Here is a 25,994-nt window from a genome sequence, read left to right as displayed (position 1 = left end):
GTCACACCCGTGCGAGAACATAGGCGCCCGGCGCATCGGCAATGGCGTTCAGTGCTCCGCCGCCCGGCTTGCGAGCCGGAACCCGCTTGTTGTCGAGCTTCTCCACCCAGGCCTGCCAGTGCGGCCACCAGGAGCCCGGCGTTTCCTTGGCAGTCGCCGCCCAGTCCTCGTAGGTTCCGGCGACGGGGCCGTTGGTCCAGTACTGGTACTTGAGCTTGTCGGGCGGATTGACAACGCCGGCGATGTGACCCGATCCGGACAGAACGTATTCGACCGGACCGCCGAACAGGGCGCTGCCGATGAAGACCGATTTTGCCGGCGCGATGTGGTCCTCGCGGGTGGCGAGGTTGTAGATCGGGATCTTGACGTCCTTGAGCGATAGCGTCTTGCCGGCAATTTCCATCTTGCCCTGGCTCAGATTGTTGTTGAGGTAGCAATTGCGCAGGTAGAACGAGTGGTTGGCCGCCGCCATCCGCGTCGAATCGGAATTCCAGTAGAGCAGGTCGAAGGGCATCGGATCCTGGCCCTTCAGGTAGTTGTTGACGAAGTAGGGCCAGATCAGTTCCGAGGCGCGCAGCATGTTGAAGGCTGCCGCCATCTTCGACCCGTCCAGATAGCCCGAGGACTTCATGCGATCTTCGATGCTTCCGATCTGCCCCTCATCGACGAACACCTTGAGGTCGCCGGCATGGGTAAAGTCGACCTGCGTGGTGAAGAAGGTCGCGCTGGCGATCCGCTTGTTCTTCTCCTGCGCGTGCAGCGCCAGGGCCGCGGCGAGCAGCGTGCCGCCGACGCAGTAGCCGATCGCATTCACCTGCTTCTCGCCGGTCGCCTTTTCCACGGTGTCGAGGGCAAAATCGATGCCTTCGCGGATGTAGGATTCCCAATCCTTGTCCGCATGGCGCTCGTCCGGATTGACCCAGGAGATCACGAAGACCGTGTGTCCCTGCTCGACGCACCACTTGATGAAGCTCTTCTGCGGGTTGAGGTCGAGGATGTAGAACTTGTTGATCCATGGCGGGCAGATCAAAAGCGGCCGCTTGAGCACGGTTTCGGTCGCCGCCTCGTACTGGATCACCTCGCAGACTTCGCTCTGCGCGATCACCTTGCCCGGAGTGACCGCCATGTTCTCGCCGACCTTGAACTTGCTGGTGTCGGTCTGGCGGATCCTGAGGTCTCCGCCGCCGGCGGCAATGTCCTCGGCGAGCATCTTCATGCCCTTGACCAGATTGGCGCCATGGCTGGCGACAGTCTCGCGATAAAGCTGCGGATTGGTGATGACGAAGTTCGTGGGGGAAAGCGCCGCCGTGATCTGCCGCACATAGAACTCGGCCTTGTGGCGTGTGTGATCGTCGAGCCCCTCGGCCTGCGTCACCATCTTCTCCGCCCATTCCGAGAGAATGACATAGGCCTGCCGCAGGAAATCGAAGAAGGGATTGCGCTGCCAGTCCTCGTCGGCGAAGCGCTTGTCCTTCAGCGGCTGGAGATTCGGCTCTTCGGTTGCGTCGCCAGAGAAGCGTGAAATGGTCTTCGTCCACATGCCGAACATGCCGGCCATCAGGTGGGTCTGGGCCTCCAGCGTCCGCTTCGGATCGGACATCCAGTATTCGGCGACCTTGGACATGGTCTTGACCAGTTCGGTCATCGGCTCGGACAAGGGGTCGACGATTTCACCGCGTTCGCGCGGCGCCAGCCAGACGGACGCGGCCTTGCCGAGGTTTTCGACAGCCTTGGCGACGTTCACTGCGAGCGTTTCTGGATCCTTGACGACATAGGGCTCGATCAGCTTCGGATCGAATGCCGAGGTTCGTGCGCCGCCCTGTCCTGCCTCTTCCTGCTTGCTCGTCAAACCGTCCTCCCCAGGATCGTTTTCTCGGCGTCTTTTGTAATTGCGCATCCTGCCTGAAAACGACTACAAGTTCCATAGATACGAAAGCACAGTCTGACATTGACCGTGTGACGAAACAAAGGCTTTTTGCATGCCGTGCCGCGTGGCCGGCGTCTGGATTCGACAATGATCGCTTATACTTGGGCTTCTGGATCAATGCGCCGCACGGCGGGCCTTGCCGCACTCGGTCTTCTGCTCGCCGCGGCCGGCTGCACGACGCGCTCCAACGAGGCCGCAAAGCCCGCAAGCCAGGCTCCGAACCTCGAGGTGACCGTCGCCGATCCGGATGCGCCCGCTCAGACGGTGACGCCTGCGACATCGCCGGACGGCTATCCGAGCTTCTCCGGCCCGCTGACGGCGGCCAACGTCCAGATGACCAACGAGGAGGCGACAGACCTCCAGTCCAGGTTGACGGCGCTCGGTGCCGCGCGCAAGGCCGGGACGATCTCGGAGGCCGAGTACCAGAAGCGCCTGCTTGCGCTGCGCAAGCTGGCCGCCGAGCACGGCGCCGAAACCCAGGCACAAATCGCTAAATAGCGCTTGCCTTTGTTCGGCTTTTTACGCAAAGCAACTCTTTAGGGCAGGCGGTTCCCGCTTCGGTGCCGCTTTGCCCCGCGGGCATGTTTGCGCCATGATTTGCCGCGACGATGCCGAATAAGCTACACTTGGCCGGTCCCGGTTTTGCGGTTCGTTGCGGGGCGGGCATTCACTAGGCAAACGAACCCGCCTGACGCGGTGCGGACCGCGCGGTTCCAGGGGTTGAAGATGGAAGAGTTTCACAAAGTCCGGCGTCTGCCGCCTTACGTTTTCGAACAGGTCAATCGTTTGAAGGCGAGCGCGCGAGCCGGTGGCGCCGACATCATCGACCTCGGCATGGGCAACCCCGACCTTCCGACCCCGCAGGCCATCGTCGACAAGCTCTGCGAAGTCGTCCAGGATCCGCGCACCCACCGTTATTCGTCGTCCAAGGGCATTCCGGGTCTGCGCCGCGCGCAGGCGGCCTATTATGCCCGCCGCTTCAACGTGAAGCTCAATCCCGACACCCAGGTCGTCGCCACGCTCGGCTCCAAGGAAGGCTTCGCCAACATGGCGCAGGCGATCACGGCGCCCGGCGACGTGATTCTCTGCCCGAACCCGACCTATCCGATCCATGCCTTCGGCTTCCTGATGACCGGTGGCGTCATCCGTTCGATCCCGGTCGAGCCGGACGAGACCTTCTTCCCGCCGCTCGAGCGCGCCGTTCGCCACTCGATCCCGAAGCCGCTGGCGCTCATCATCAACTATCCGTCGAACCCGACGGCCAAGGTGGCGAGCCTCGACTTCTACAAGGACGTCATCGCCTTTGCGAAGAAGCACGACCTGATCGTGCTCTCCGACCTTGCCTATTCCGAAATCTACTTCGACGACACGCCGCCGCCGTCAGTACTGGAAGTGCCGGGCGCGATGGACGTCGCCGTCGAGTTCACCTCGATGTCCAAGACCTTCTCGATGCCGGGTTGGCGCATGGGCTTCGCGGTCGGCAACGAGCGCCTGATTGCAGCCCTTGCCCGCGTCAAGTCCTACCTCGACTACGGCGCCTTCACGCCGATCCAGGTGGCGGCAACCCACGCGCTCAATGGCGATGGCTCCGACATCGCCGAGGTTCGCAGCGTCTACAAGCGCCGCCGCGACGTGATGGTCGACACCTTCGGCAAGGCCGGCTTCGAAGTGCCGCCGCCGGCCGCCACCATGTTCGCTTGGGCGAAGATCCCGGAAAAGTTCCGGGCTCTCGGCTCGCTGGAATTCTCCAAGCTTCTGGTCGAGAAGGCCGATGTGGCGGTCGCTCCGGGTATCGGCTTCGGCGAAATGGGCGACGAATATGTCCGTCTCGCACTCGTCGAGAACGAACATCGCATCCGTCAGGCCGCCCGCAACATCAAGAAGTTCCTGTCGACGGCGGACGAGACGATGCACAACGTCATTCCGCTGAACGCGCACCGTTGAAACTCCCGGCGGCCCGTTCGTGGCCGCCATTCCCCATGTTTTGAAATGTCAGGATTGTTTTATGGCTGATGCCCTTAAGATTGGCATTGCGGGTCTCGGCACCGTCGGTGCCTCGCTGGTCCGCATCCTCCAGCAGCGCAGCAACGAGCTGGCCGTCTCCTGCGGCCGTGCCATCCAGATCACGGCCGTTTCGGCCCGCAGCCGCAACAAGGACCGCGGCGTCGATCTTTCCGCCATCGCCTGGTTCGACGACCCGGTCGAGATGGCGGAAAAGGCCGACATCGACGTCTTCGTCGAGCTGGTCGGCGGCGCGGAAGGGACGGCAGACGCGTCGGTGCGCGCGGCGCTTTCGCGCGGCCTGCATGTCGTGACCGCCAACAAGGCACTGCTCGCCCGCCACGGCGTCGAGCTGGCGAAGCTCGCCGAGGAAAAGGGCCTGCTGCTCAACTACGAAGCGGCCGTCGCCGGTGGCATCCCGGTCATCAAGGCCGTGCGCGAAAGCCTGACGGGCAACAGCTTCAGCCGCGTCTACGGCATCATGAACGGCACCTGCAACTACATCCTGACCCGCATGGAGAAGGAAGGCCTGTCGTTCGAGGCCTGCCTGAAGGAAGCCCAGCGCCTCGGCTATGCCGAAGCCGATCCGACCTTCGACATCGAGGGCAATGACACCGCGCACAAGCTCGCCATCCTGACGACGCTCGCCTTCGGCTCCGAGATCGCCGCCGCCGATATCTATCTCGAAGGTATCAGCAACATCTCGATCGAGGACATCCACGCCGCCCGTGACCTCGGCTACCGCATCAAGCTGCTCGGCGTTGCCCAGCGGACCGAGACCGGCATCGAGCAGCGCGTGCATCCGACGATGGTGCCGCTCGATTCGGTGATCGCCCAGGTCGACGGCGTGACGAATGCCGTGGCGCTCGAATCCGACATTCTCGGCGAACTCCTGATGGTCGGCCCGGGCGCCGGCGGCAATGCGACCGCGTCTGCCGTGCTCGGCGACATCACCGACATTGCCAAGAGCCGACCGGGCGCCCAGCAGGTTCCGGTCCTCGGCCGTCCGGCCCATCTGCTCGAGCCTTATCGTCAGGCGAAGATGCAGAGCCACGAAGGCGGCTACTTCATCCGTCTCAGCGTCGTTGACCGTGCCGGCGTCTTCGCCAGCATCGCGACCCGCATGGCGGAGAACAACATCTCGCTCGAATCGATCGTCCAGCGCTCGGAACACGCCCCCGCCGGCACGCCCGTGACGATCATCCTCGTCACCCATGCGACGATGGAAGATGCGGTGCGCAAGGCCGTCGCCGCGATTAAGAACGAAGGTTACCTGGTCGGCGAGCCGCAGGTCATCCGCATCGAGCGCCCGAAGGCTGCCTGACGGCATTCCTTGCCGGGGTCTGATAGACCCCGGCACCTTTCCCCTCTCGCCGACATCGCCGACTGCCGCAGTGGCGGGGCTGTTCATTTGCCGAAGGACCTGTAGAAGGGAACGCATGGCATAACGGACAGGCTTGGCATGGAAGAACCCGTAGATCCCGTTCCCCGCGCATTCCTCGGCGTCGATCACTCCGTGACCGGGCAACGCTGGGTGTCCCGTCTCGATCAGGCGGGCCAGAACCGCGCGCTGGCGATCACCCAGCTGCATGGCCTGCCGGAACTTGTGGCAAGGGTTCTTTCGGGGCGGGGCGTCGGGGTCGACGAGGCGCCTGCCTTCCTCGATCCCACCATCCGCTCGCTGATGCCCGACCCGTCCAAGCTGACCGATTGCGAGACGGCCGCGGCCCGGCTCACCGCTGCAATTCGCGCCCGCGCCCGCGTGGCGATCTTCGGCGACTACGATGTCGACGGTGCGGCCTCCTCGGCGCTTCTCTCGCGCTTCCTGCATCATTTCGGCATCGACGCGGAGATCTATATTCCCGACCGGATCTTCGAAGGTTATGGCCCGAACCCGGCGGCGATCGGGCAACTGATCGATCGCGGCGCCCAGCTGATCGTTACCGTCGACTGCGGCTCGACCAGCCATGAGGCGCTGGCCGTGGCCCATGAACGCGGCATCGACGTGGTGGTGATAGACCATCACCAGATGGGCCACGAGATGCCGCCCTGTCTGGCGCTCGTCAATCCGAACCGCGAGGACGATCTTTCGGGGCAGGGGCATCTGTGTGCGGCGGGCGTGGTTTTCCTCGTCCTCGTGGCGACACTGCGCCAGCTGCGTGATGCCGGCCATCCCCAGGCCCGGTCGCTCGATCTGCTTGCCTGGCTCGACCTCGTGGCGCTCGCTACCGTCTGCGACGTGGTGCCGCTCAAGGGGCTGAACCGTGCCTATGTGACGAAGGGCCTGATCGCCGCCCGCCACCAGAACAATGCCGGGCTCGCGGCCCTGTTGCGGGTGGCCGGGATCGGTGGGCCGGTGACGCCCTATCATTTCGGTTTCCTGGTCGGCCCGCGCATCAATGCCGGTGGGCGGATAGGCGATGCCGCGCTTGGCAGCCGTCTTCTGACGCTGGACGATGTCGAGGAGGCCGGCCAGATTGCCGTGAAGCTTGATGAGCTCAACCGGGAGCGCCAGGCGATGGAGGCCGCGATGCTGGCCGAAGCGGAAGCCGAGGCGCTTGCCGAATACGGATTGGGCGAGGGCGCCTCCGTCATCGTCACGGCGCGCGACAACTGGCACCCCGGCATCGTCGGCCTGCTGGCCGCGCGGCTGAAGGAAAAGTTCAAGCGTCCGGCCTTTGCCATAGCCTTCGATCCGAACGGCAAGGGCACGGGCTCCGGCCGCTCGATCAACGGCTTCGACATCGGCCGGATGGTCAGGGCAGCGGTCGATGCCGGCCTGCTGATCAAGGGTGGCGGTCACGCCATGGCAGCCGGCCTCACCGTCGAACGCGCGAACCTCGGCCGGTTGCGCAGCTTCTTCGACGAGGCGTCCGCGACCCAGGTGAGTGCGCTTACCGCCAATCAGGTGCTGAAGATCGATGGTGCGCTCGGTGCCTCCGGGGCGACCATCGCCCTGATCGACCAGCTCGAATCGGCCGGCCCTTATGGCTCCGGTCACGCCCAGCCGATCTTCGCCATCCCGGCGCATCGCCTGCGCGATGCACGCCCCGTCGGCACCACCCATGTGAAGATCACGCTCGAGGCGGCTGACGGCAGCAGGCTGGAAGGCATTGCATTCCGAGCCGCCGAGACCGCGCTCGGTGACTTCCTGCTCAATGGACGTGGGTCGCAGATCCATGTGGCGGGGACGCTGAGCGCCGACCACTGGCAAGGTACACGTCGCGTGCAGATGCGCGTTCTCGACGCCGCAAAGGCGTTCTGAGCAGATGCAATTTTGAATGGGAAATAACGTAAGGTGAAGTGGCACGCCCTAGGGGAGTCGAACCCCTCTTCCCAGAATGAAAATCTGGTGTCCTAACCGATAGACGAAGGGCGCCTGCGCTTCGTTGTGGCGCCCTTATAGTCAGGGTCGCCGAAACCCGCAAGCGGAATCTTGCTGTTTTTTCATCCCAATTTCCAAAAAATCCGACCTGTGGAAAACCGGCGGATCTACGCGGTTACGGCGTCGAAATCGCGCGGAAGAAGACCGCAATCGAGCGACCGAAGCCGTCATCAAAGATCTGGAATTTTCTCGGGAGAAGAGAAGAAGTGGCACGCCCTAGGGGAGTCGAACCCCTCTTCCCAGAATGAAAATCTGGTGTCCTAACCGATAGACGAAGGGCGCCTGCGCTTCGTTGTGGCGCCCTTATAGTCAGGTGATTTTATTCCCGCAAGCGCCAATTTCTGTTTTTTGCAAAAAAATGACAGCCGGTCGGGGAAATCGGACGCTCATGATTTCCGGCAATGAATCCAGTGCCTTGCCGGCATGGCTTGAGAGCGGCGTGCAGCAGGAATCCCGAGGAGGCCGGAAAGCCCGGCATTCCGGTGGATCTACGCGAAATCCGTCGACGTCAGCGTCAAAAGGCGAAAGGTTAGTTCTTCTTCTTGCCGAAAATTTCCGAAAGCGTGGGCAGCCACTTGCGCTTCTTGGCGGGGGCGGGGTTTGGTGTCGGCACGGCCCCCGGCGCAGGCTCGGCGGCGTAGGCGACGGCCTCTTCGGACGGCGCTTCGGCTACGTCCGCGGTCGCGGCACCCGGCTGCTCGTAAACCGGCACTTCCTCGGCGCTTGCGGCCGGCGCACTTGCCGTCTCCATGACCGGCGGTTCCGCCTGGCGAAGGTCTGCGCTGAAAAGGCTTCTGCTCATCGGGTTGATCTGCCGGCTCGGCAGGTCCGACGGCACGATGCTCGAAGAAGCGGTCGCAGCCCCGTTAGTCATTTCCCCCTCGGCCATTGCCCCGTCGGTCATTGCCATGTCGGTCGGCTGTGGCGCATCCGCTGCCACCGGCTCGGACGCCGCCGGTGCCTGGGAGAAGAGACTGTTGCGGCTCGCATTGACGGCCGTCGGCTGCATGGTCAGCTCGCCGAGATCGGCAGCATTCGCTGTCTGGGTGGAAGCCGATGCAGGGGCATAGGCGGCGATCGCGCCGTCGCCGGCAGGTGCTGTTGCCGGCTGCGCGGTCTTCCGGCCGGCCATGCTGACGACGAAGGGGTCGGAGTAGCCGGCACCCGTCTTCTGGCCGGTTTTGCCGGCCTTGGCCGGGGTCGCGGCCGCGACGGCCGTATCGGCCGCCGCATCGCCCTGGGCGGCCTCCTGGGCCGTCGTCTGGCACGAGGCGAGCATCAGCGCCGCCATGGCGGGCAGGGCGGCACGGCCAAGCGTGCCGCCGGTCACTGTCTTCATCTTGCGCAACACTGGTCGAACCCCGCATCCACATCGCGGACGCCGCGCGGACCCTTTCGGCGGACCAGCGGCGATCCCGGTTTCGGCGCGCCGTGTTCCGGCGTGCCATCGATGGGTTTGTCTTAGGCGACCAATCTTGCGCGAGGCGTGAAGTGTGGCGTCTTACCAGGCACCGGTGTTCGGCATCGACGCCCAGGGCTCGGCCGGTGCCAGGCTCTCACCCTTCTGGAGTATCTCGATCGAGATCCCGTCCGGTGAACGCACGAAAGCCATGTGGCCGTCGCGTGGCGGGCGGTTGATCGTCACGCCGTTGTCCATCAGCCTCTGGCAGGTGGCGTAGATATCATCGACCTCATAGGCGAGGTGGCCGAAGTTGCGGCCTCCCGTATAGTCTTCGGTATCCCAGTTGTAGGTGAGCTCAAGGCACGGCGCGAGATCCGCTTGAGCCTTGCCGAGGTCGTCGCGGGCCGCAAGAAAGACGAGGGTGAAACGACCCCTCTCGTTTTCCATTCGCCGTATCTCGGTCAGTCCAAAAACGGTACAATAGAAGTTGAGGGAGGCGTCGAGGTCTTTGACGCGGACCATGGTGTGTAGATAGCGCATGAAGGTTCTCCGGATAGCCCGCAGGATATGGAGCGGGCAACAGCTTCGAGCAAGCATCATAGCCCAAAAAGCATCTGGGAATATGTGAAACTAGGACTTGCACAGCGCCATTGCTCGAATGTTAATCTCTTCTTCAAGAATCAGTTAACTCTGCAATGTGACGCGTTTCGAGGGGCTTTGGGAAATGGCGGACAGGATTTCATCGAAAGAGCTCGCTGGTTTCGAGGAGCTGTCCGGCGAGGCCGTCGATCTGATCGAGATCACCGGTGTCGTGAAGTGGTTCGACGTCGCCAAGGGTTTCGGCTTCATCGTCCCCGACAACGGAATGCAGGATGTTCTCCTGCACGTGACCTGCCTGCGCCGCGACGGTTATCAGACCATCCTTGAGGGCACCCGCATCGTCGCCCTGATCCATAAGCGTGACCGGGGCTACCAGGCCTTCCGCATCCTTTCCATGGACCAGTCGACGGCCGTCCATCCCTCGCAGCTGCCGCCGGTTCGCACCCACGTCCAGGTCACTGCGACGAGCGGCCTGGAGCGCGCCCTGGTCAAGTGGTTCAACCGCACCAAGGGTTTTGGCTTCCTGACGCGCGGCGAGGGCACGGAGGACATCTTCGTGCACATGGAGACGCTCCGCCGCTTCGGTCTCACCGAACTTCGCCCCGGCCAGACCGTGCTCGTCCGCTTCGGACCCGGCGAAAAGGGCCTGATGGCCGCCGAGATCCATCCGGACAATCCGAGCCCCGCCGTCCGGGCGCACTAACATCGTGGTGTCGATCATTCGCATCCTGAAAAGCGCTTTCGTGGCGCTTTTTTTGTTCGCGCTGGCGGCTTCCGCAAGTGCGGAAGGGCCGCATTTCGACAGAGGTCCGCTCACGATCCGCACAGTCGGGGGCGCCGAGCACATCCTCGATGTCGAATGGGCGACGAACCCGGAACAACGCGAACACGGCCTGATGTTCCGCGAGGACCTTGGTGAAGACCAGGGCATGCTCTTCGATTTCGGTGTAACCCGCGACGTGATGATGTGGATGAAGAACACGCCACTGTCGCTCGACATGCTGTTCATCGGCGAGGACCGCCGCGTCAGCCGGATCGCCCATCGCACGACGCCTTTTTCCGAGACGATCGTCTCCTCCGGCGGACCGGTTCATTATGTGCTGGAAATCCGCGGCGGACGGGCCGCGGCGCTCGGCATCACGGAGGGTGCGACGGTCGAGATCGTCCCGCCGAGGTCCTCTTCCCAATAATCCCGCGTCGCCGTCGCGACGGTGCTTCTTTGGCTTTTTGCTGTTGCGGGCCGGTGTCGAACCGTGTATTGCCGCTCACATCGCCGGTACGGAGTGTAGCGCAGTCTGGTAGCGCATCTGGTTTGGGACCAGAGGGTCGGGAGTTCGAATCTCTCCACTCCGACCACTTTCTTTGTAAGTAAGTGATTGAAGTTCAAGATGGTTATTGAATTTCAAGCACCTTTGTCCAAGCTGCTCCTCCAGCCGACGTGCTGGAGCAACTTGTCGAGAACGCCCGCGCGGTGAAGTATATGAGTGAGTACTTTCCCGGTGCGAAGCTCGCTGTGAATATCGAAAGTCGACTGACAATCCACGGCATTCCCGTTCCGAATGAGGCGTAACCCTCACGACTTGGAGACAGAAGCCCGCCGATGAAGGTCGGCGGGCAAAGCCCCCAAATGGACCGAAAATCGGGCCGCCTTTCAGTCATCAAATTCGCTCTTTGGTTCCCCATCGTTTGAGCATGTAATGGAGGGGTTGCTCGATGTCCGCTATAAGTTCAGCCAAAGATAGACGCGAAATATTGTCGTCGTGAAGCGCCAGCTTCAAACGCTCGACTTGCTCCGCCAGATCAAGCAAAGGTCGCCTAATTGAGATTGGGGCATGCGAGTCAAGCCGTCTGTTCTTGAGGGCGTACTCCAAATAAGCGGGCGGAAGTAATTTTTCTGGGTCTCTAATTATAAGCGTCTGAGACCTAACAAGTTCAAGAACCTCCTCAAGTATATCAGACTCTTTTTTCTTTTCCGATGCCTTTTCTTTTATGTCGGTCTTTGTTTTTGATTCTAGTTTTGAAAGATGTTCTTCCAGTTTCGGCCACCATACATCAAATATCGTTCGGAGCCGATCGATTGGGAGGCTTTTTTCTTCTGCGTCATTTATTGAGTTTAAAAGCTTAAATATGTCTTCCTTCTCGTTTATTGTTGATTGAAACTGCACGAGAGGGCCAGATACGTCCGAGCGTTTGATGTTAAAGAGAAACGGGGACACGCGACTGCTTTCAACGGACTTTGATAGAGCGCCCGCTTCAAAGTTGATCCAGGGCGCATGAATATTGGAGCCGGTAACGCAGAGAATGCCAAAGCTAGAGGTCTCAAGTTCACTGGCGATGTCGGAGCTCCATCGCGTGCCTTTGTCGATATCCTCCGATGAGACATATGGCTCGATGCTTTGTATAACCGACGGCAGCCAATCCCGGAGTACTACAGCTACTTCCCTGCTGAGATCGCCAGACCAACTAATGAATACTTTCATTTACAACCCCGAATCGCCTTGCCTGAGAGACACAACGATAGATTATGCATTCAGCAATTGGATATAAAGCAACAAAACTAAATTGCGCCAAGTTGACGGGGCAGGTCTTGACTTCGGAAGTCGAAGCGACGACACCACTTCAGCGTTCGTTACAAAGGTGCTCACCTTACAAGCTTACAAATTGGTCGAAATAAGCGTTGAAATTCAATCGCATAGCCGATTTCGAATCTCTCCGCTCCGACCACGGCAATTCTGCCGCAGCAGGCGGTTTCTCATCCTTGTTTCCGCTTCTTCTGTCATTGTAGTGTTCCGAACGTTTTCGGAACAATCACAGCCTGAGCGTCGTTTTGCCCCGATCAATGGGAGGATAGACGATGAAAGCTCTTTTTCCGCTGACAACAGTAGTTTGCCTCGCCCTTTCGGCGCCTGCCTGGGCCGCTTGCCCGGATGTTACGGGCTCTTCTATCAACGGCGACAGGTCTGCCGGGCTCGCCAAGGACGGCACTCACGCGCCGCTCGAGGCTGGCGCCACGGCAGAAAATCGGACCGAAACACCGGGCGGCACGACGACCACCGCCGGGAAGGGCGAGGCGCTTGCCAAGGACGGCCGCACCTTGCCGCTGTCGAGCGATCCGAATCTCGCCACGTCGAATCAGGACGTCGCCGCTCAACAGCAGGGTGAAAAGACGGCGGCCGCGGAGGCCGACGCCAAGACCGAGTGTGTCGAGTAGTCGTCACCGTGCCCGCGACCGTATTTCGCATCCCCGTACTTCGCATCAACACGATCGGGCATCGATCGAACCCTTGATTGGCCAAGTTGGGTGCGGTCCGTCCATGTCGGCAACCGCCCCCATCTTCCGCTTGAAAATCCCTTCAATCGTCGCTACGACGAAGCTAGGCCTGACGCGGCGCGAGGTTGCGGCAGGCGAGGCGATCACGCGGTGCGGGGAGGGATCCCGGCGCCGTTTCCTTCGGAGTTGGATGCGACAATGTCTGCCAAGATTTACCGCCCCGCAAAGACCGCAATGCAGTCCGGCAAGGCCAAGGCGCATCTCTGGGTTCTGGAATTCGACCAGGCCATCGCGCGCAAGATCGATCCGGTAATGGGGTATACGACCTCGGCCGACACCCGCCAGCAGGTCAAGCTGACCTTCGAAACGCAGGAGCAGGCCGAAGCCTATGCCCAGCGCGAAGGCATCGAATACCGCGTGCTCCCGCCCAAGGAAAGCAAGCGTCAGGTCGTCTCGTACACCGACAATTTCAAGTTCAATCGCCTGCAGCCCTGGACGCACTGACCGGCTGTCCGGCCGCGCCCATTGCATGCGCTCTTGCCCGCGCTCCAGTGCCCGGGCAGGCAAGGCCCCTTAGCTCAGCTGGATAGAGCACCTGCCTTCTAAGCAGGTGGTCGCAGGTTCGAATCCTGCAGGGGTCGCCACTTCTTCCTTTCCGCTACGCGTCATCACCCGCTGGCTTTCGGCCTGGAAAATCGGCTATCGCTCGGCAAAGGGTCGGTGGTCTGCGATTCGCGCGCAACGGGCGTCGCCGCTGCGGCCCCTGGGGAAATCCTGCCGGGTTCCGGTCTCCGAAAGGGCATTTTTGATGGCACGCACCGCTACATCCAAGGGCAAGCCGCGCAAGCGCGCCAGTTCCCGGCGCAAGGGCTCGGCCGGCGGCGGCTTCGGCTTCTGGCTGCTTGCGCTTGTGGCTGTCGCCGTGGCGATCGCCATCTACGACAATCGCGCCGATCTGCCGCGTCTCATCGCCACCTATCTGCCAGGACCGGCCCGGCATTCGGCGGCTGAAAAGCCCCCGACGTCGGCGTCGCGCGCCAAAACCGAGGCGGCGTCGAACACCGCGACAAAGCCGGCGGCCAAGCCAGCTTCAAAACCTGCAGAGGGTCCGACGCCGCCCGCCGAAATCGGTGCCGAGGCTGTCAAGGCGCCAGCCACCGTGCCGGTGCCGTCGGGACGGCCGGGCGATCCCTCCGCCGACGGCAAGGGGTTTTCCGCGACCTTCTATTTCTGCGGCACCTCGGGTCTCGACAACTGCGTCGTGGATGGCGACAGCTTCTGGTTCCGCAAGGGACGCATCGCGCTCGCCGATGTGGTCGCGCCGGCCACAGAGGGGGCGAAATGCCAGCAGGAGCGGGACCGCGGCTTTGCCGCCAAGGTCCGGCTGCGGCAGTTGCTCAATGCCGGACGTTTCGAATTCTCCGAGCTGAAGGGGCAGAATGTCCCCGAAAGTGGTCCCCCGATGCGTGTCGTGACGCGAGACGGTCGGTCCCTCGGAGCCATGCTCGTCTCCGAAGGCCTCGCCCAGCCGCGATTCGGTCAACAAAAATCCTGGTGTCCCTGAAGCGGGATTCAGTCTTCCCTAGGAAAGCTATCCGCTCCGGCATTCCGGATGAACGATGTCGGGCCGGTCGCCTCTCCGTATGGGAAGAGAATGGCGCCTCCATATCATCCATGTTGGAAGCTCTCTGTCGGCGAATGGGTGGATTGCGTCGGACGGTGATGCTGCGCGGGCAATAGTTGTCGACAGTGTGTCCGAGTATTCGATAGATAAAAATGTATATATCTTGTCTAAGATCCATATCTTTCCGCTAATATATGTTCTGAATATTTTAACTGATGAAGTTTATTGTCCTTTCTGAATTTATTGGAAAAATGGGCTCAGTTCCCGAGAGTAATATTTGCTTTCCTGTTTTGAAGGGAGAAATTCAATGATGAAAAGGCTTTATTTGATGTCCGCGCTGCTTGCGAGCACGGTGATATTTACATCAGTCATCCATGCGCCAGTCGTGGCGCAAGAGCTCGATCCCGAAGACAATGGCGGCGACCCCGGCAGCACCCCGCCTGACAGCGGCAGCACCCCGCCTGACAGCGGCAGCACCCCGCCTGACAATGGCGGCGGCTATACTCCGCCAGACAACAGCGGCGACACTCCGCCTGACGACAGCGGCACCCCCTCCGATGGCGGCTCGTCGACGCCTGATTCCGGTCAGCCGAGCAATGGTTCGGATGGCAGTGACAGCGGCGATTCCACCGACAACGACGGTCAGTCTTCGACGCGTAACGATCGCTCCGGCGATTCCGCGGGATCGTCGGCGCCTGCTGGACAGGCTTCCGCGCCGTCGACCGCATCCAATGCCGCGCCCAGTAATGCTGTCCCGCAGGTCGTCCAGCAGGCCGTGACGATTTCAGCTCCTCCGGCGACGGTCGTCCGCCAGGTGACGAGTCCGACAACAGTCAACACTGTCGTCACGTCACTGGTCAATCAGCCGATCCCCGCCGTAACGGCACCGCAGGTCGTCCAGCAGGCCTCGACGCAGGCAACGGGCCTGCTCTCTGGAAGGATCAGCCAGGCTGTATCGAATGTTACCGGTTCGGTTGGCGGCGGCTTTAGTCCCGGTTCTGGTAGCGCTTTTGGCAGGCTGACGAACTAGTCCAATGCCTTTGGCGGCGGCCTGGATCGTTCCGTCGGACAATAGACGTCGCGTCAGACCTGACGACGTAACGCGGTCGTCCGCCACGGTGGGATCTGACGCCGCACAAGACGGTCGGTCGAATTTGAGTAGCCGCACCATGTGCGGCTATCTGCCCCCTGGATGCAGCCAGCAATGCAGGCAATTCGAGCTGGCTTTCGCTGAAGTCGAATCCTGTTGCTTTGCAAGATCCCAATTAATGTTCCAGCCTTACGGATATGTGTCGGATGATGACCTTCTCGAAAACTGTACCCGCCGTGCTTCTCATTGCGGCCCTCGCCAGTGGCTGCCAGACGACCGGCGCCCAGAAATTCACGCCTCAGGAGCTCGTGGCCAAGACTTCGTATGATTATCAGGTCTGCCGCGTCGCTCTCGCCAAGGGCGGCAAGCTTCCTGCCGGCTTGAAGAACTGCGACGCTCATCTGGCCGCCTTCGAACAGGCGTCGATTGCCGGTGGCATCGCCCCGGCCAAGGCCCGAAAGCTTGCGGCGGACCTCAAGAAGAACACCACGCTCGCTCTCCGGAAGAACGGGCTTCGGTGAACGGATTGCCTGCCCTGTGGACGAATCAAAATGGCGGCCGTCGGCCGCCATTTTCGTTTCTGCACACTTGAGGTGTGGAGGATGTCCGCGCCCCCCGATGACCTTGTGGTCGCCGTGCCCTGATCGTCCTAGTGGAGGATCTGGCTGAGGAAGAGCTTCGTGCGCTCGTGCTGCGGGTTGTCGAAGAACTCGGCCGGCGAGTTCTGCTCGACGATCTGGCCCTGGTCCATGAAGATCACCCGATTGGCGACCTGGCGGGCAAAGCCCATTTCGTGGGTGACGCAGAGCATGGTCATGCCCTCTTCGGCGAGTCCGACCATGGTGTCGAGAACCTCCTTGATCATTTCCGGGTCGAGTGCCGAGGTCGGCTCGTCGAACAGCATGATCTTCGGGTTCATGCAGAGCGAACGGGCGATTGCCACGCGCTGCTGCTGGCCGCCGGAAAGCTGGCCCGGATACTTGTGGGCCTGCTCCGGGATCTTCACCCGGGCGAGGAAGTGCATGGCGATCTCCTCGGCCTTCTTCTTCGGCATCTTGCGAACCCAGATCGGCGCCAGCGTGCAGTTTTCCAGGATCGTCAGATGCGGGAAGAGGTTGAAGTGCTGGAACACCATGCCGACTTCGCGGCGCACTTCGTCGATCTTCTTGAGGTCGTTCGTGAGTTCCGTGCCGTCGACGATGATCTGGCCGGTCTGGTGTTCTTCTAGGCGGTTGATGCAGCGGATCATCGTCGACTTGCCCGAACCGGACGGTCCGGCAATGACGATGCGCTCGCCGCGCATGACCTTGAGGTTGATGTCGCGCAGCACGTGGAAATCACCGTACCACTTGTTCATGTTGATGATTTCGACAGCGACTTCCGTTTCCGAAACGGAGAGCGTCTTGAGGGGAGCGTCAGCCATGAGAGTGGTCCTGTCTAGCGTTTGTGTCCGGTGTCGAGATGCCGCTCGATGAAGGCGGAATAGCGCGACATGCCGAAGCAGAAGATCCAGAAGATGAAACCTGCGAAGATAAGCCCCGTCAACGGGGTGACGGGCGTGATCCACTTGGCGTCGCCGAAGCTGGCCTTCACGATGCCGAGCAGGTCGTACATGTTGATGATCGAGACGAGTGAGGTGTCCTTGAACATGCCGATGAAGGTGTTCACGATGCCCGGGATCACCAGCTTGATGGCCTGGGGCATGATGATGAAGACCATCTTCTGCCCGAAGCTCAGGCCGAGCGAATCCGCACCCTCGTACTGCCCCTTCGGAATGGCCTGCAGGCCGCCGCGAATGACTTCCGCCATATAGGCCGACGCGAAGATCGACACGCCGATCAGCGCGCGCAGGAACTTGTCGATGTTGTCGCCCGGCGGCAGGAACAGCGGCAGCAGCACGCTCGCCATGAACAGCACGGTGATCAGCGGCACGCCGCGGACAAGCTCGATGAAGCCGATGGATGCGGCCCGCACGATCGGCATCTGCGAGCGGCGACCGAGGGCCAGCAGGATGCCGAAGGGAAGCGATACGACGATCCCGATGAAGGACAGGATCAGCGTCACCATCAGGCCGCCCCACATCGAGGTCTCGACATGGCTGAGACCGAAACTGCCACCCAGCAACAGGATATAGGCGAGGATGGGCAGCGCGACGAGCAGCAGCAACGCGTTGAGCCCCTTGCGCGGCGCCTTGGGCATCAGGAACGGCACCAGCAGCAAGACGAACAGCGCTGCGACGGTGATCGGCCGCCAGAGCTGGTCACGCGGATAAGAGCCGACCATGAACTGGGTGAACCAGTCGCCGACATAGGCCCAGCACGCGCCGCTCCAGCCGTCCGGCTGGTTGCCGCCCTGCACCGTCGTCGCGCAGAAGGCGCGGCCGTCGCCGCTCCAGACTGCCGAGATGAACAGCCAGTCGAACACCGACAGCACGAACCAGATGATGGCGCCGCCGAACACCACGGTCATCAGGCTGTCCAGCGGGGAGGCGAACAGGTTCTTGCGGATCCAGCCGGCAGCCGACTTGTCGGAGGCCGGGGGAGGTTCGGGCGCCAGGAACTGGCGGCGGAGGAAGTAGACTTGATCGCTCATCTCAACGCTCCACCAGTGCCATCTTGGCGTTGAACCAGTTCATGAACAGCGATGTGGCGAGGCTGATCGACACGTAGATCAGCATCCATATCGCGATGATTTCGATCGAGTGGCCGGACTGGTTGAGGATGGTGCCACCGACGGCCACGAGATCCGCATAGCCGATCGCCACCGCCAGCGACGAGTTTTTCGTCAGGTTCAGATATTGCGAGGTCAGCGGCGGAATGATGATGCGCAGCGCCTGGGGAAGGATGATCAGCCGCGTCGTCAGGCCCGGGCGAATGCCGAGCGCATGGGCGGCTTCCGTCTGCCCCTTGGAGACGCCCCGGATGCCGGCACGCACGATTTCGGCGATGAAGGCGGCGGTGTAGAAGGAGAGCGCCATGTAGAGCGACAGGAATTCCGGCCCGATGACCGTGCCGCCGCGCATGTTGAACTTGCCGAGTTCGGGAACGTCGAAGGTGACGGGCATGCCCATCAGAATGAAGGCGAGAACCGGAAGCCCGACGACCAGGCCGATGTTCACGGCCAGCACTGGCGGGCGTTTGCCGGTGGCAAGCTGCTGCTTCGTTGCCCATCGGGCATAGATGATCGCACCGACGACGCCGATTGCGAAGGCCGCGAGCACGACAGACATGCCTTCGCCGAAGATCGGCGCCGGCATGTAGATGCCACGATTGCTCACGAACACCGAGAGCGGCAGCTCCAGCGACTTCTTGACGTCCGGCAGGAGCGAAAGAACGCCCTTGTACCAGAAGAAGATGACGAGCAGCGGCGGAATGTTGCGAAACACCTCGACATAGACGGTCGAGATCCGCGAGATCAGCCAGTTGTGGGACAGCCTGCCGATGCCGACGATGAGGCCGACGATGGTGGCCGTGATGATGCCCGTAACCGCGACGATGAGCGTGTTGACCAGGCCCAGGGTGAGGGCGCGCAGATAACTGGAATCGCTGGTATAGGCGATCGGCGTCTGTGCGATGTCGAAACCTGCGCGGCTGTTCAGGAAGTCGAAGCCGGCCGTCATGTTGGCCTTGGCAAGATTCTGTGCGGCATTGGAGCCGGCAAACCAGAACAACCAGACAATGCCGACGACCGTAAGGGCCTGGTAGACGAACTGGCGCAACGCCGGATTATAGAGCAATGACGTGGCAGGACGGTCGGTCCCGCCCCCGCCTGCGGTTGCAACGGCCATATATCTGTCCCCTGTACTTCAGCCCTCGTCGTGGCTGCGTATTTTTTTATTGCTTTGGGCGGGAAGGCGCATGGCGCCTTCCCGGTATGCGTCAATCCGATTAGCGGATCGGCGGTGCGTACTGCAGGCCGCCCTTCGACCACAGAGCGTTCAGGCCGCGCTGGATCTTCAGCGGGCTGCCGGTACCGACGTTGCGCTCGAAGGATTCGCCGTAGTTGCCGACGGCCTTGATGATGTTGTAGGCCCACTTTTCGTCAAGGCCGAGGTCCTTGCCGATGGTCTGGTCCTTTTCCTCGCCCAGGAAGCGCTTGATGTCCGGGTTCTCGGACTTCACCATTTCGTCCAGGTTGGCCTGGGTGATGCCGAAGTCTTCAGCCGTGACCATCGCATAGTGGGCAAAGGAGACGACGTCGAACCACTTGGAGTCGTTCTGGCGAACGGCCGGGCCGAGCGGCTCCTTGGAGATGATTTCCGGCAGGATCACGTGGTCGTCCGGGTTGGCGAGCGACAGGCGGATCGAATAGAGGCCCGACTGGTCGGTAGTGTAGACGTCGCAACGGCCGGCCTGGTAGGCGGCGTCGACTTCTTCCTGCTTTTCGAAGACGACCGGCTTGTATTCCATGCCGTTGGCCTTGAAGTAGTCGGCGAGGTTCAGTTCGGTCGTCGTGCCGGACTGCACGCAGACGGCAGCACCCGAAAGCTCGAGAGCCGATTTCACGTTGAGCGCCTTGGTGACCATGAAGCCCTGGCCGTCATAGTAGTTGATGGCGCGGAAGTCGAAACCGAGCTGGCTGTCGCGGCTGGCGCTCCAGGTCGTGTTACGGGCGAGCATGTCCACTTCACCGGACTGCAGGGCCGGAAAACGGTCCTTTGCCGAAAGGGGAGTGTACTTCACCTTGGTGGCATCGCCGAATACGGCGGCTGCGACGGCCTTGCAGAGATCGACGTCGAGGCCGGTCCAGTTGCCGGAGGAATCCTGAGCGCCGAAGCCAGCGAGATTCGAACCGTTGACGCCGCACTGCACGAAGCCCTTTGCCTTGACGTCATCAAGCGTGCCGGCATAAGCGGCCGATGCGCCCAATCCCAGGACAGCAGCGCCGATTGCGGCCAACAGAAGATTCTTGTTCATTTTTCCCAACCTTTTCCGTTGTCTTTTGTTTCGGCCGCGACGCGCCATGAAGGTCGGCGATGCTGGCCGGCTCGCTGCCCTCCCGGTGCGAGCCCGACTATCACAGTCTTAAATGGTTCGATGGTCAAGTGTTGATGACTCAAAATGCGAGGAAAAGTGGCAATTTGCTAATTCAGCTTGAAAAACAGGCATAAATCAGTGCCTTGGAGGCGTTTTTGGCTAAGAAATAGGTCGTCCGCAAGCGCTTTGGATCGTCGTTCCGGCCATTGCCATGGTGACAAATCGAGGCTTGACCATGGGCCGTGCGCCCTTCAAAAATCACGCCCTCATCTCGCATTGAAAAAGGCTTCAGGGATCATGACAGACAGGAAGGACATGCTGGTCGGCGCCGGCACGGATACGCGGCTTTGCCATATCGGGCACGACCCGTCGAGCTTCCACGGTTTCGTCAATCCACCCGTCGTTCGTGCCTCCACGGTGCTCTTCCCGGATGTCCACACGATGGAGACGGGCCAGCAGAAATACACCTACGGCACGCATGGCACGCCGACCACCGACGCGCTGTGCGAGGCGATCAACGAACTCGAAGGATCGGCCGGAACGATCCTGGTGCCGTCGGGGCTCGCGGCCATCACCGTGCCGTTCCTCGCTTTCCTGTCGGCGGGCGATCACGCCCTGATCGTCGATTCCGTCTATTTCCCGTGCCGCCGTTTCTGCGACACGATCCTGAAGCGCCTCGGCGTCGAGGTCGATTACTACGATCCCGAGATCGGGGCGGGGATCGAGGCTCTCATCAAGCCGAACACCCGTCTTGTCCATACCGAGGCGCCGGGATCGAACACCTTCGAGATGCAGGATATCCGCGCGATCGCCGATGCTGCCCACAGGCATGGTTGCGTGGTCACCATGGACAATACCTGGGCGACGCCGCTCTACTTCAAGGCGCTCGATTTCGGTGTCGACGTGACGATCCATGCGGCCACCAAATATCCGTCGGGTCATTCCGATCTGCTCATGGGCACGGTGTCCGCCAATGCGGCACACTGGAAGACGCTGGAGGAGGCCAACACCAATCTCGGCATGTGTGTCTCGTCGGACGACGCCTACCAGATCCTGCGTGGTTTGCGGACGATGGGAATTCGGCTCGAACACCACCAGAAGAGCGCGCTTGCCGTCGCACGCTGGCTCGAGGGCCGGGACGACGTCGCCCGGGTACTGCATCCGGCGCTGCCGAGCTTCCCGGGTCATGAGCTTTGGAAGCGCGATTTCAAGGGCGCGAGCGGGATCTTCTCCTTCGTGCTCGCGGTCGACGATCCGGACCAGTTCAAGCCCAAGGCACGCGCCTTCCTCGACAGCCTGAGGCTCTTCGGTCTCGGCTATTCCTGGGGCGGCTACGAAAGCCTCGCCGTGATGGTCAATCTTCAGGACCGAAAGATCCGCAAGGCTCCGTCAGAGGGGCCCGTGCTGCGTCTGCAGATCGGTCTGGAGAATGTCGAGGACATCATCGCGGACCTCGAGCGTGGCTTCAAGGCGGCGGCCGAGGTCTGACCCCGGCGCCAAAGCTTTCGCTAGCCGCGGGCGTGGTAGCCGTAGAGCCAGTCGAAATCAGCGGCCAGGCCCTCCGGCGAGCGCAGTTTCAGGACGATGTCGCGGCCGATGCGGATCGGTCCCTTGGCGTGGTAGGCGAACTTGTTGAAGGCGCCGCGATCACGCACCCGTGCCGCCCGTTTCTGGCGCGTGGCCTCGAACCCGGCGAGCGCCTCGGGCAGGGGAAGGGGGGCCGCAATCGCGCCCCCGAGCTCGAAAGCATCCTCGATTGCCATGACCGCGCCTTGCGCCGAAAACGGCATCATCGCGTGCGCGGCATCGCCGATCAGGACTGTTTCCCGCCCATTCTGCCAGCGTCCGGACGAAGCCTGGTAAAGCGGCCAGAACGTCGCCTTCTCGATCGAGGCGAGGAGTGCCGTGATTTCCGTATTCCATCTGGAGAACTGGCGTAGAAGCATGGCGCGCTGTGCGCCGCTCCCCTCGGTGGCCCATGTCTCCCCGGGATCCATGCCGGCGGCGATCGCGACGATATTGAACCCGTCGACTTCCTTGAGCGGATAGGCGACCAGATGGGTGTCCGGCCCGAGATAGGCCGTCACATTGGCCGGATCGAGGAAGCCCGGCGCCCCAGCAGCAGGGACGGTGAAGCGCCAGGCGATGTTGCCTGAAAACGTGACGATCGGGCTGTCTTCGACCAGCTTTCGTGCGGATGACCATGCGCCGTCTGCAGCGATGATCACATGCGGTTTCGAGCCGATAAGATGTTCGATGGTCGAGGGGTTGGGATCGTCGATCCGGTTGCCCAGGCGCAGCCGGCAGAGCGGGCTCTGCAGAACTTTTGTCAGCAGTGCCTGCTGCAGTGTGGCGCGATGCAGGACGCCATAGGGCGCCCCCCAGCGCCGCCGGGCAAAGTGCCCGACCGGAACGCTTGCCAGCGACTTCAACGTGACGCCGGAAACCAGACGAATCTCGTCCGGTTCGAACCAGTGTTTCTCGATTTCATCGAGAACGCCGAGTTCAGCGAGAATGCGCGAGGCGTTCGGCGAAATCTGCAGCCCCGCGCCGACTTCGCCGAGCTGCGGCGCCTGCTCGAAGATCTCGGAATGGATTCCGTGGCGGGCGAGTGACAGCGCGGTCGTCAACCCCGCCACCCCGGCTCCGATGATGGCGGCGGTCTTGATCGACATGACGTGTCCGATCAGGCGCCGCTTACGCCGCCTTCACGTGAAAGACGCAGCCGGGCGGATTGGTCTGCTCGGCCTTGAGCGACGGATTGTAGCGGAAGAGTGTCGAGCAGTAGGAGCAGACCTTTTCGTTGTCATGTCCCATGTCGATGAAGATGTGCGGATGGTCGAAGGGAACGGATGCGCCTGTGCACATGAATTCCTTCACGCCGATTTCGATCACTTGGTGACCGCCGTCGTTCTGGAAATGGGGAATGCTGTGCCCGGCCATGTTCTTCTCCGCTATGCCATTCAACGCGGCGGACCATATCGCCGTTCGGAAAGAAAGTGTAGAGCCAAACACCCGGCCCGCCCACAGAAAATCATGATCTGCGGCTTTGTTCGGTACCTTGCTTTGAATACTGTAGCCGCAATTCGATCCCGACAGGACAATCCGATGAATCTCGACGCACCGCCATTCTCGCAATTCATTCACGACGGCTTGCAGATCGCCTATTTCGACGAGGGTGATCCTGCCGGCGATCCGGTCCTGCTGATCCACGGATTCGCCTCGACGGCTTGCGTCAACTGGGTCTATCCCGGATGGCTGAGGACGCTCGGCGACGCCGGTTACCGCGTCATCGCGCTCGACAATCGCGGTCACGGTGCAAGTGACCGCCCGCATGATCCAGAGGCCTATTATCCCTCGCTTATGGCGGCGGATGCAGCAGCCTTGCTGACCCATCTCGGCATCGAGCAGGCGCATGTCATGGGCTATTCGATGGGTGCGCGAAATGCGGCTTTCCTGGCCATCGAACATGGTCACCGGGTCCGGTCGCTCGTCTTCGGCGGGCTTGGCATCGGCCTATGCGATGGCGTCGGCGACTGGGACCCGATTGCCGATGCGCTGCTGGCGCCGTCGATCGACGACGTCACCCACGCGCGGGGCCGCATGTTCCGCGCCTTCGCCGAACAGACGCATTCCGACCGCTTCGCGCTCGCTGCCTGCATCAGGACTTCGCGCGTCCTGGTCGATCGCGCCGACATCGCCAAGGTCGATATCCCGACGCTGATCGCGGTTGGCACCAAGGACGATATCGCCGGATCGCCCCAGGAACTGGCGGCACTCATGCCGGAAGCCACCGCGATCGACATTCCCAACCGCGATCACATGCTGGCCGTCGGTGACCGCGTCTTCAAGAAGGCGGTCCTCGATTTCTACCGCAGGCTTGCCGCCGAATAGCGGCAAGCAGCAAAGGTTCAGCGTCCGGTGAAGACCGGCCTGCGTTTCTCCGCGAAGGCGGCGCGTCCTTCGGCATAATCGGCGCTGTCGAAGGTTGCCGCGCCGATCACCTCCGCTTCGCGAAGCAGGTCGTCGTCCTGCTGCGTCGCGGCGCGGATCGCGATCTTGGAGGCCCGGACCGACAGCGGCGCGTTGCCGGCGATCACTTCCGCGAGCTCCATGACCTCGATCTCGAGCGTTTCGGGCGGCGTCACGTCGACCAGGAAGCCGCAGGATAGCAATTGGCCGGGCGTCATCGGCGCCCCGGTGAAGAGCGCCTTGCGCGCCATCTGCGTGCCGAGCGACTGGACGAAATCCTGGACCGCATCGGCGGGGTAGGCGAGGCCGAGCCTTGCTGCAGGGACGGCGAAGGCGGCACCTTTGGCCGCGATCCTGAGGTCCGCTGCCGCCGCGAGCCCGAAGCCGCCTCCGTAACAGATCCCGCGGATCGCCGCGATCACCGGCACGGACGCGTTGCGGATCGCCGAAAACGCCTTGCTGTTGTCGGCCTCGTAGAGGCGGGCGGTCGCCGTGTCCTTGCGCACGGTCGGGAATTCGGAAATGTCGGCGCCCGCGCTGAAATCGGTTTCGCCGTCGCCCTTAAGGACGATCACCCGGGCGCCACCTTCGCCGCACAGCCAATGGATCGCCTGCGGGATCGCCCGCCACATCGCGGCGGTGATGGCATTCTTGCGCTCGGTGTTGGCGATGACGAGGAGGCCGGTACCGTTCTGCGACACGGTACGGATTTTTCCGGCCGCGAAATCGTGGGTGCGTTTCATTAAGGGGAGCCCATTTAGTTTGAATCGGGGATGCATTATATAATGCCATCGAACAGCCAACGAGGAGACCGGCAATGGTCGTAAAGAGCGAAATCCTCAAGAGGGAGCGTATGCCGTCGATGGATCCGATCTGGGACAGTCTGCGCAGTGAAGCGCGGACCGCAGCCGATCATGATCCTTTGCTCGCCGCTTTCCTCTATTCGACGGTGCTGAACCACCGTTCGCTGGAGGATTGCGTGATCCATCGCATCTGCGAACGCCTTGATCATCCGGATCTCCAGGCGGTCCTGCTGCGTCAGACCTTCGACGAGATGCTGCGCGAATGGCCGGAATGGGGCACGATCCTGCGTGTCGACATCCAGGCCGTCTACGACCGCGACCCGGCCTGCACGCGTTTCATGGAGCCGGTGCTCTACTTCAAGGGCTTCCATGCGATCCAGACCCACCGTCTGGCCCATTGGCTGCTCAACCGCGGCCGCAAGGACTTCGCGCTCTATCTCCAGAGCCGCGCGTCGAGCGTCTTCCAGACCGACATCAATCCGGCGGCCCGGATCGGCAAGGGCATCTTCCTCGACCATGCGACCGGCCTCGTCGTCGGCGAGACGGCCCGCATCGGCGACAATGTCTCGATCCTGCACGGCGTGACGCTCGGCGGTACCGGCAAGGAAGGCGCGGACCGCCATCCGAAGATCGGCGACGGCGTGCTGATCGGTGCCGGTGCCAAGGTGCTCGGCAATATCGAGGTCGGCTGCTGCTCGCGCATTGCGGCCGGTTCCGTCGTGCTGAAGCCGGTGCCCAAGGGGTCTACAGTGGCAGGCGTTCCGGCGCGGGTGGTCGGCGAAGCCGGCTGTGCCGAGCCGGCGCGTTCCATGGACCAGATGCTCGCCGCCGACTGACCACCGGCGGGCGGGCCGGGTTTGCCCCGGCCTCTTGCCACTTTCGAAGGTCGAGGGCCCGTCCGGCAAAGAATGGTCTTTGCGTCTTTACACCGGCGGACAGCCCG

General features: G+C 62.0%; 25 protein-coding genes and 4 tRNA genes. 16 read left to right on the top strand and 13 right to left on the bottom strand.

Annotation, left to right across the window (positions count from 1 at the left end):
* Position 1: 1 nt before the first annotated feature.
* Positions 2-1,897 carry a PHA/PHB synthase family protein gene (locus HHL25_RS06660; protein WP_169588426.1) on the bottom strand — a complete coding sequence of 632 codons (1,896 nt, stop codon included), beginning with the start codon at positions 1,895-1,897 and terminating at the stop codon, positions 2-4.
* Between the two features lie 117 nt (positions 1,898-2,014).
* Between HHL25_RS06660 and HHL25_RS06655 the strand changes: the two genes are divergently transcribed.
* From HHL25_RS06655 to recJ, 4 genes are all read left to right on the top strand, one after another.
* Positions 2,015-2,425, top strand: coding sequence for an SHOCT domain-containing protein (locus tag HHL25_RS06655; RefSeq protein ID WP_169588425.1), 411 nt, complete (start codon positions 2,015-2,017; stop codon positions 2,423-2,425).
* 228 nt (positions 2,426-2,653) lie between these two features.
* A complete protein-coding gene (locus HHL25_RS06650; RefSeq protein WP_169588423.1) occupies positions 2,654-3,871 on the top strand; it encodes an LL-diaminopimelate aminotransferase in 1,218 nt (405 codons plus the stop codon).
* A gap of 61 nt (positions 3,872-3,932) precedes the next feature.
* A complete protein-coding gene (locus HHL25_RS06645; protein WP_169588421.1) occupies positions 3,933-5,252 on the top strand; it encodes a homoserine dehydrogenase in 1,320 nt (439 codons plus the stop codon).
* A gap of 138 nt (positions 5,253-5,390) precedes the next feature.
* Positions 5,391-7,193 carry a single-stranded-DNA-specific exonuclease RecJ gene (gene recJ / locus HHL25_RS06640; RefSeq protein WP_169588419.1) on the top strand — a complete coding sequence of 601 codons (1,803 nt, stop codon included), beginning with the start codon at positions 5,391-5,393 and terminating at the stop codon, positions 7,191-7,193.
* 39 nt (positions 7,194-7,232) lie between these two features.
* Here the strand turns inward: recJ and HHL25_RS06635 are convergent.
* The 4 genes from HHL25_RS06635 to gloA all read right to left on the bottom strand — a co-directional run bounded on the left by HHL25_RS06635 (position 7,233) and on the right by gloA (position 9,255).
* Positions 7,233-7,307, bottom strand: a tRNA-Glu gene (locus tag HHL25_RS06635).
* Between the two features lie 213 nt (positions 7,308-7,520).
* Positions 7,521-7,595 (bottom strand) — tRNA-Glu (locus HHL25_RS06630).
* Positions 7,596-7,842: 247 nt separating this feature from the next.
* Positions 7,843-8,652, bottom strand: a complete 810-nt coding sequence (locus HHL25_RS06625) for a hypothetical protein (RefSeq protein ID WP_169588417.1) — start codon at positions 8,650-8,652, stop codon at positions 7,843-7,845.
* A gap of 162 nt (positions 8,653-8,814) precedes the next feature.
* Complete coding sequence (gloA, locus tag HHL25_RS06620; protein ID WP_169588415.1) at positions 8,815-9,255, bottom strand: lactoylglutathione lyase; 441 nt, start codon at positions 9,253-9,255, stop codon at positions 8,815-8,817.
* A 184-nt stretch (positions 9,256-9,439) separates the two neighbouring features.
* Between gloA and HHL25_RS06615 the strand changes: the two genes are divergently transcribed.
* The 3 genes from HHL25_RS06615 (at position 9,440) to HHL25_RS06605 (ending at position 10,671) form a co-directional block, all read left to right on the top strand.
* Positions 9,440-10,018, top strand: a complete 579-nt coding sequence (locus HHL25_RS06615; RefSeq protein ID WP_169588413.1) for a cold-shock protein — start codon at positions 9,440-9,442, stop codon at positions 10,016-10,018.
* Positions 10,019-10,058: 40 nt separating this feature from the next.
* Positions 10,059-10,505 (top strand): DUF192 domain-containing protein, encoded by a 447-nt coding sequence (locus HHL25_RS06610; RefSeq protein WP_315853033.1) that lies wholly within the window; start codon positions 10,059-10,061, stop codon positions 10,503-10,505.
* 89 nt (positions 10,506-10,594) lie between these two features.
* Positions 10,595-10,671 (top strand) — tRNA-Pro (locus tag HHL25_RS06605).
* Positions 10,672-10,973: 302 nt separating this feature from the next.
* On the opposite strand, the gene HHL25_RS06600 is transcribed toward HHL25_RS06605, so the two are convergent.
* Positions 10,974-11,795, bottom strand: a complete 822-nt coding sequence (locus HHL25_RS06600; protein ID WP_169588409.1) for a TIR domain-containing protein — start codon at positions 11,793-11,795, stop codon at positions 10,974-10,976.
* A gap of 374 nt (positions 11,796-12,169) precedes the next feature.
* Between HHL25_RS06600 and HHL25_RS06595 the strand changes: the two genes are divergently transcribed.
* The 6 genes from HHL25_RS06595 (at position 12,170) to HHL25_RS06570 (ending at position 15,821) form a co-directional block, all read left to right on the top strand.
* The gene (locus HHL25_RS06595; RefSeq protein WP_169588407.1) at positions 12,170-12,526 is read left to right on the top strand and encodes a hypothetical protein; all 357 of its coding nucleotides are present in this window, start codon (positions 12,170-12,172) and stop codon (positions 12,524-12,526) included.
* Positions 12,527-12,784: 258 nt separating this feature from the next.
* Positions 12,785-13,090 (top strand): ETC complex I subunit, encoded by a 306-nt coding sequence (locus HHL25_RS06590; protein WP_169588405.1) that lies wholly within the window; start codon positions 12,785-12,787, stop codon positions 13,088-13,090.
* Between the two features lie 63 nt (positions 13,091-13,153).
* Positions 13,154-13,230 (top strand) — tRNA-Arg (locus HHL25_RS06585).
* 164 nt (positions 13,231-13,394) lie between these two features.
* Positions 13,395-14,150: a thermonuclease family protein gene (locus tag HHL25_RS06580; RefSeq protein WP_169588403.1), complete on the top strand. Its 756-nt coding sequence runs from the start codon at positions 13,395-13,397 to the stop codon at positions 14,148-14,150.
* Positions 14,151-14,517: 367 nt separating this feature from the next.
* The gene (locus HHL25_RS06575) at positions 14,518-15,240 is read left to right on the top strand and encodes a hypothetical protein (protein ID WP_169588401.1); all 723 of its coding nucleotides are present in this window, start codon (positions 14,518-14,520) and stop codon (positions 15,238-15,240) included.
* A 269-nt stretch (positions 15,241-15,509) separates the two neighbouring features.
* Positions 15,510-15,821 (top strand): hypothetical protein, encoded by a 312-nt coding sequence (locus HHL25_RS06570; RefSeq protein WP_169588399.1) that lies wholly within the window; start codon positions 15,510-15,512, stop codon positions 15,819-15,821.
* 128 nt (positions 15,822-15,949) lie between these two features.
* On the opposite strand, the gene HHL25_RS06565 is transcribed toward HHL25_RS06570, so the two are convergent.
* The 4 genes from HHL25_RS06565 to HHL25_RS06550 all read right to left on the bottom strand — a co-directional run bounded on the left by HHL25_RS06565 (position 15,950) and on the right by HHL25_RS06550 (position 20,216).
* Positions 15,950-16,723 carry an amino acid ABC transporter ATP-binding protein gene (locus tag HHL25_RS06565; RefSeq protein WP_169588397.1) on the bottom strand — a complete coding sequence of 258 codons (774 nt, stop codon included), beginning with the start codon at positions 16,721-16,723 and terminating at the stop codon, positions 15,950-15,952.
* A gap of 14 nt (positions 16,724-16,737) precedes the next feature.
* Positions 16,738-17,892 (bottom strand): amino acid ABC transporter permease, encoded by a 1,155-nt coding sequence (locus HHL25_RS06560; RefSeq protein WP_169588395.1) that lies wholly within the window; start codon positions 17,890-17,892, stop codon positions 16,738-16,740.
* 1 nt (position 17,893) lies between these two features.
* Positions 17,894-19,087: an amino acid ABC transporter permease gene (locus tag HHL25_RS06555; RefSeq protein ID WP_169588393.1), complete on the bottom strand. Its 1,194-nt coding sequence runs from the start codon at positions 19,085-19,087 to the stop codon at positions 17,894-17,896.
* Positions 19,088-19,187: 100 nt separating this feature from the next.
* A complete protein-coding gene (locus HHL25_RS06550) occupies positions 19,188-20,216 on the bottom strand; it encodes an amino acid ABC transporter substrate-binding protein (protein ID WP_169588391.1) in 1,029 nt (342 codons plus the stop codon).
* Between the two features lie 357 nt (positions 20,217-20,573).
* On the opposite strand from HHL25_RS06550, the gene HHL25_RS06545 reads away from it, so the two are divergent.
* Positions 20,574-21,764 carry a cystathionine beta-lyase gene (locus HHL25_RS06545; RefSeq protein WP_169588389.1) on the top strand — a complete coding sequence of 397 codons (1,191 nt, stop codon included), beginning with the start codon at positions 20,574-20,576 and terminating at the stop codon, positions 21,762-21,764.
* A gap of 20 nt (positions 21,765-21,784) precedes the next feature.
* Here HHL25_RS06545 and HHL25_RS06540 read toward each other — a convergent pair whose 3' ends face one another.
* Both HHL25_RS06540 and HHL25_RS06535 read right to left on the bottom strand, forming a co-directional pair.
* Complete coding sequence (locus HHL25_RS06540) at positions 21,785-22,951, bottom strand: FAD-dependent monooxygenase (protein ID WP_169588387.1); 1,167 nt, start codon at positions 22,949-22,951, stop codon at positions 21,785-21,787.
* Positions 22,952-22,973: 22 nt separating this feature from the next.
* Complete coding sequence (locus HHL25_RS06535) at positions 22,974-23,219, bottom strand: zinc-finger domain-containing protein (protein WP_169588385.1); 246 nt, start codon at positions 23,217-23,219, stop codon at positions 22,974-22,976.
* A gap of 165 nt (positions 23,220-23,384) precedes the next feature.
* Between HHL25_RS06535 and HHL25_RS06530 the strand changes: the two genes are divergently transcribed.
* Positions 23,385-24,170 carry an alpha/beta fold hydrolase gene (locus HHL25_RS06530; RefSeq protein ID WP_169588383.1) on the top strand — a complete coding sequence of 262 codons (786 nt, stop codon included), beginning with the start codon at positions 23,385-23,387 and terminating at the stop codon, positions 24,168-24,170.
* A gap of 17 nt (positions 24,171-24,187) precedes the next feature.
* Here the strand turns inward: HHL25_RS06530 and HHL25_RS06525 are convergent, their stop codons facing one another.
* Positions 24,188-24,991, bottom strand: a complete 804-nt coding sequence (locus HHL25_RS06525) for an enoyl-CoA hydratase-related protein (protein WP_169588381.1) — start codon at positions 24,989-24,991, stop codon at positions 24,188-24,190.
* Positions 24,992-25,065: 74 nt separating this feature from the next.
* Between HHL25_RS06525 and cysE the strand changes: the two genes are divergently transcribed.
* A complete protein-coding gene (gene cysE, locus HHL25_RS06520) occupies positions 25,066-25,887 on the top strand; it encodes a serine O-acetyltransferase (protein WP_169588379.1) in 822 nt (273 codons plus the stop codon).
* Positions 25,888-25,994: the final 107 nt, after the last annotated feature.

Source organism: Rhizobium terricola, assembly GCF_012927355.1.
Classification (GTDB): domain Bacteria; phylum Pseudomonadota; class Alphaproteobacteria; order Rhizobiales; family Rhizobiaceae; genus Allorhizobium; species Allorhizobium terricola.
The sequence above is the reverse complement of the archived record's forward strand: the minus strand, read 5'-3'. Positions and strand labels throughout refer to the sequence as shown.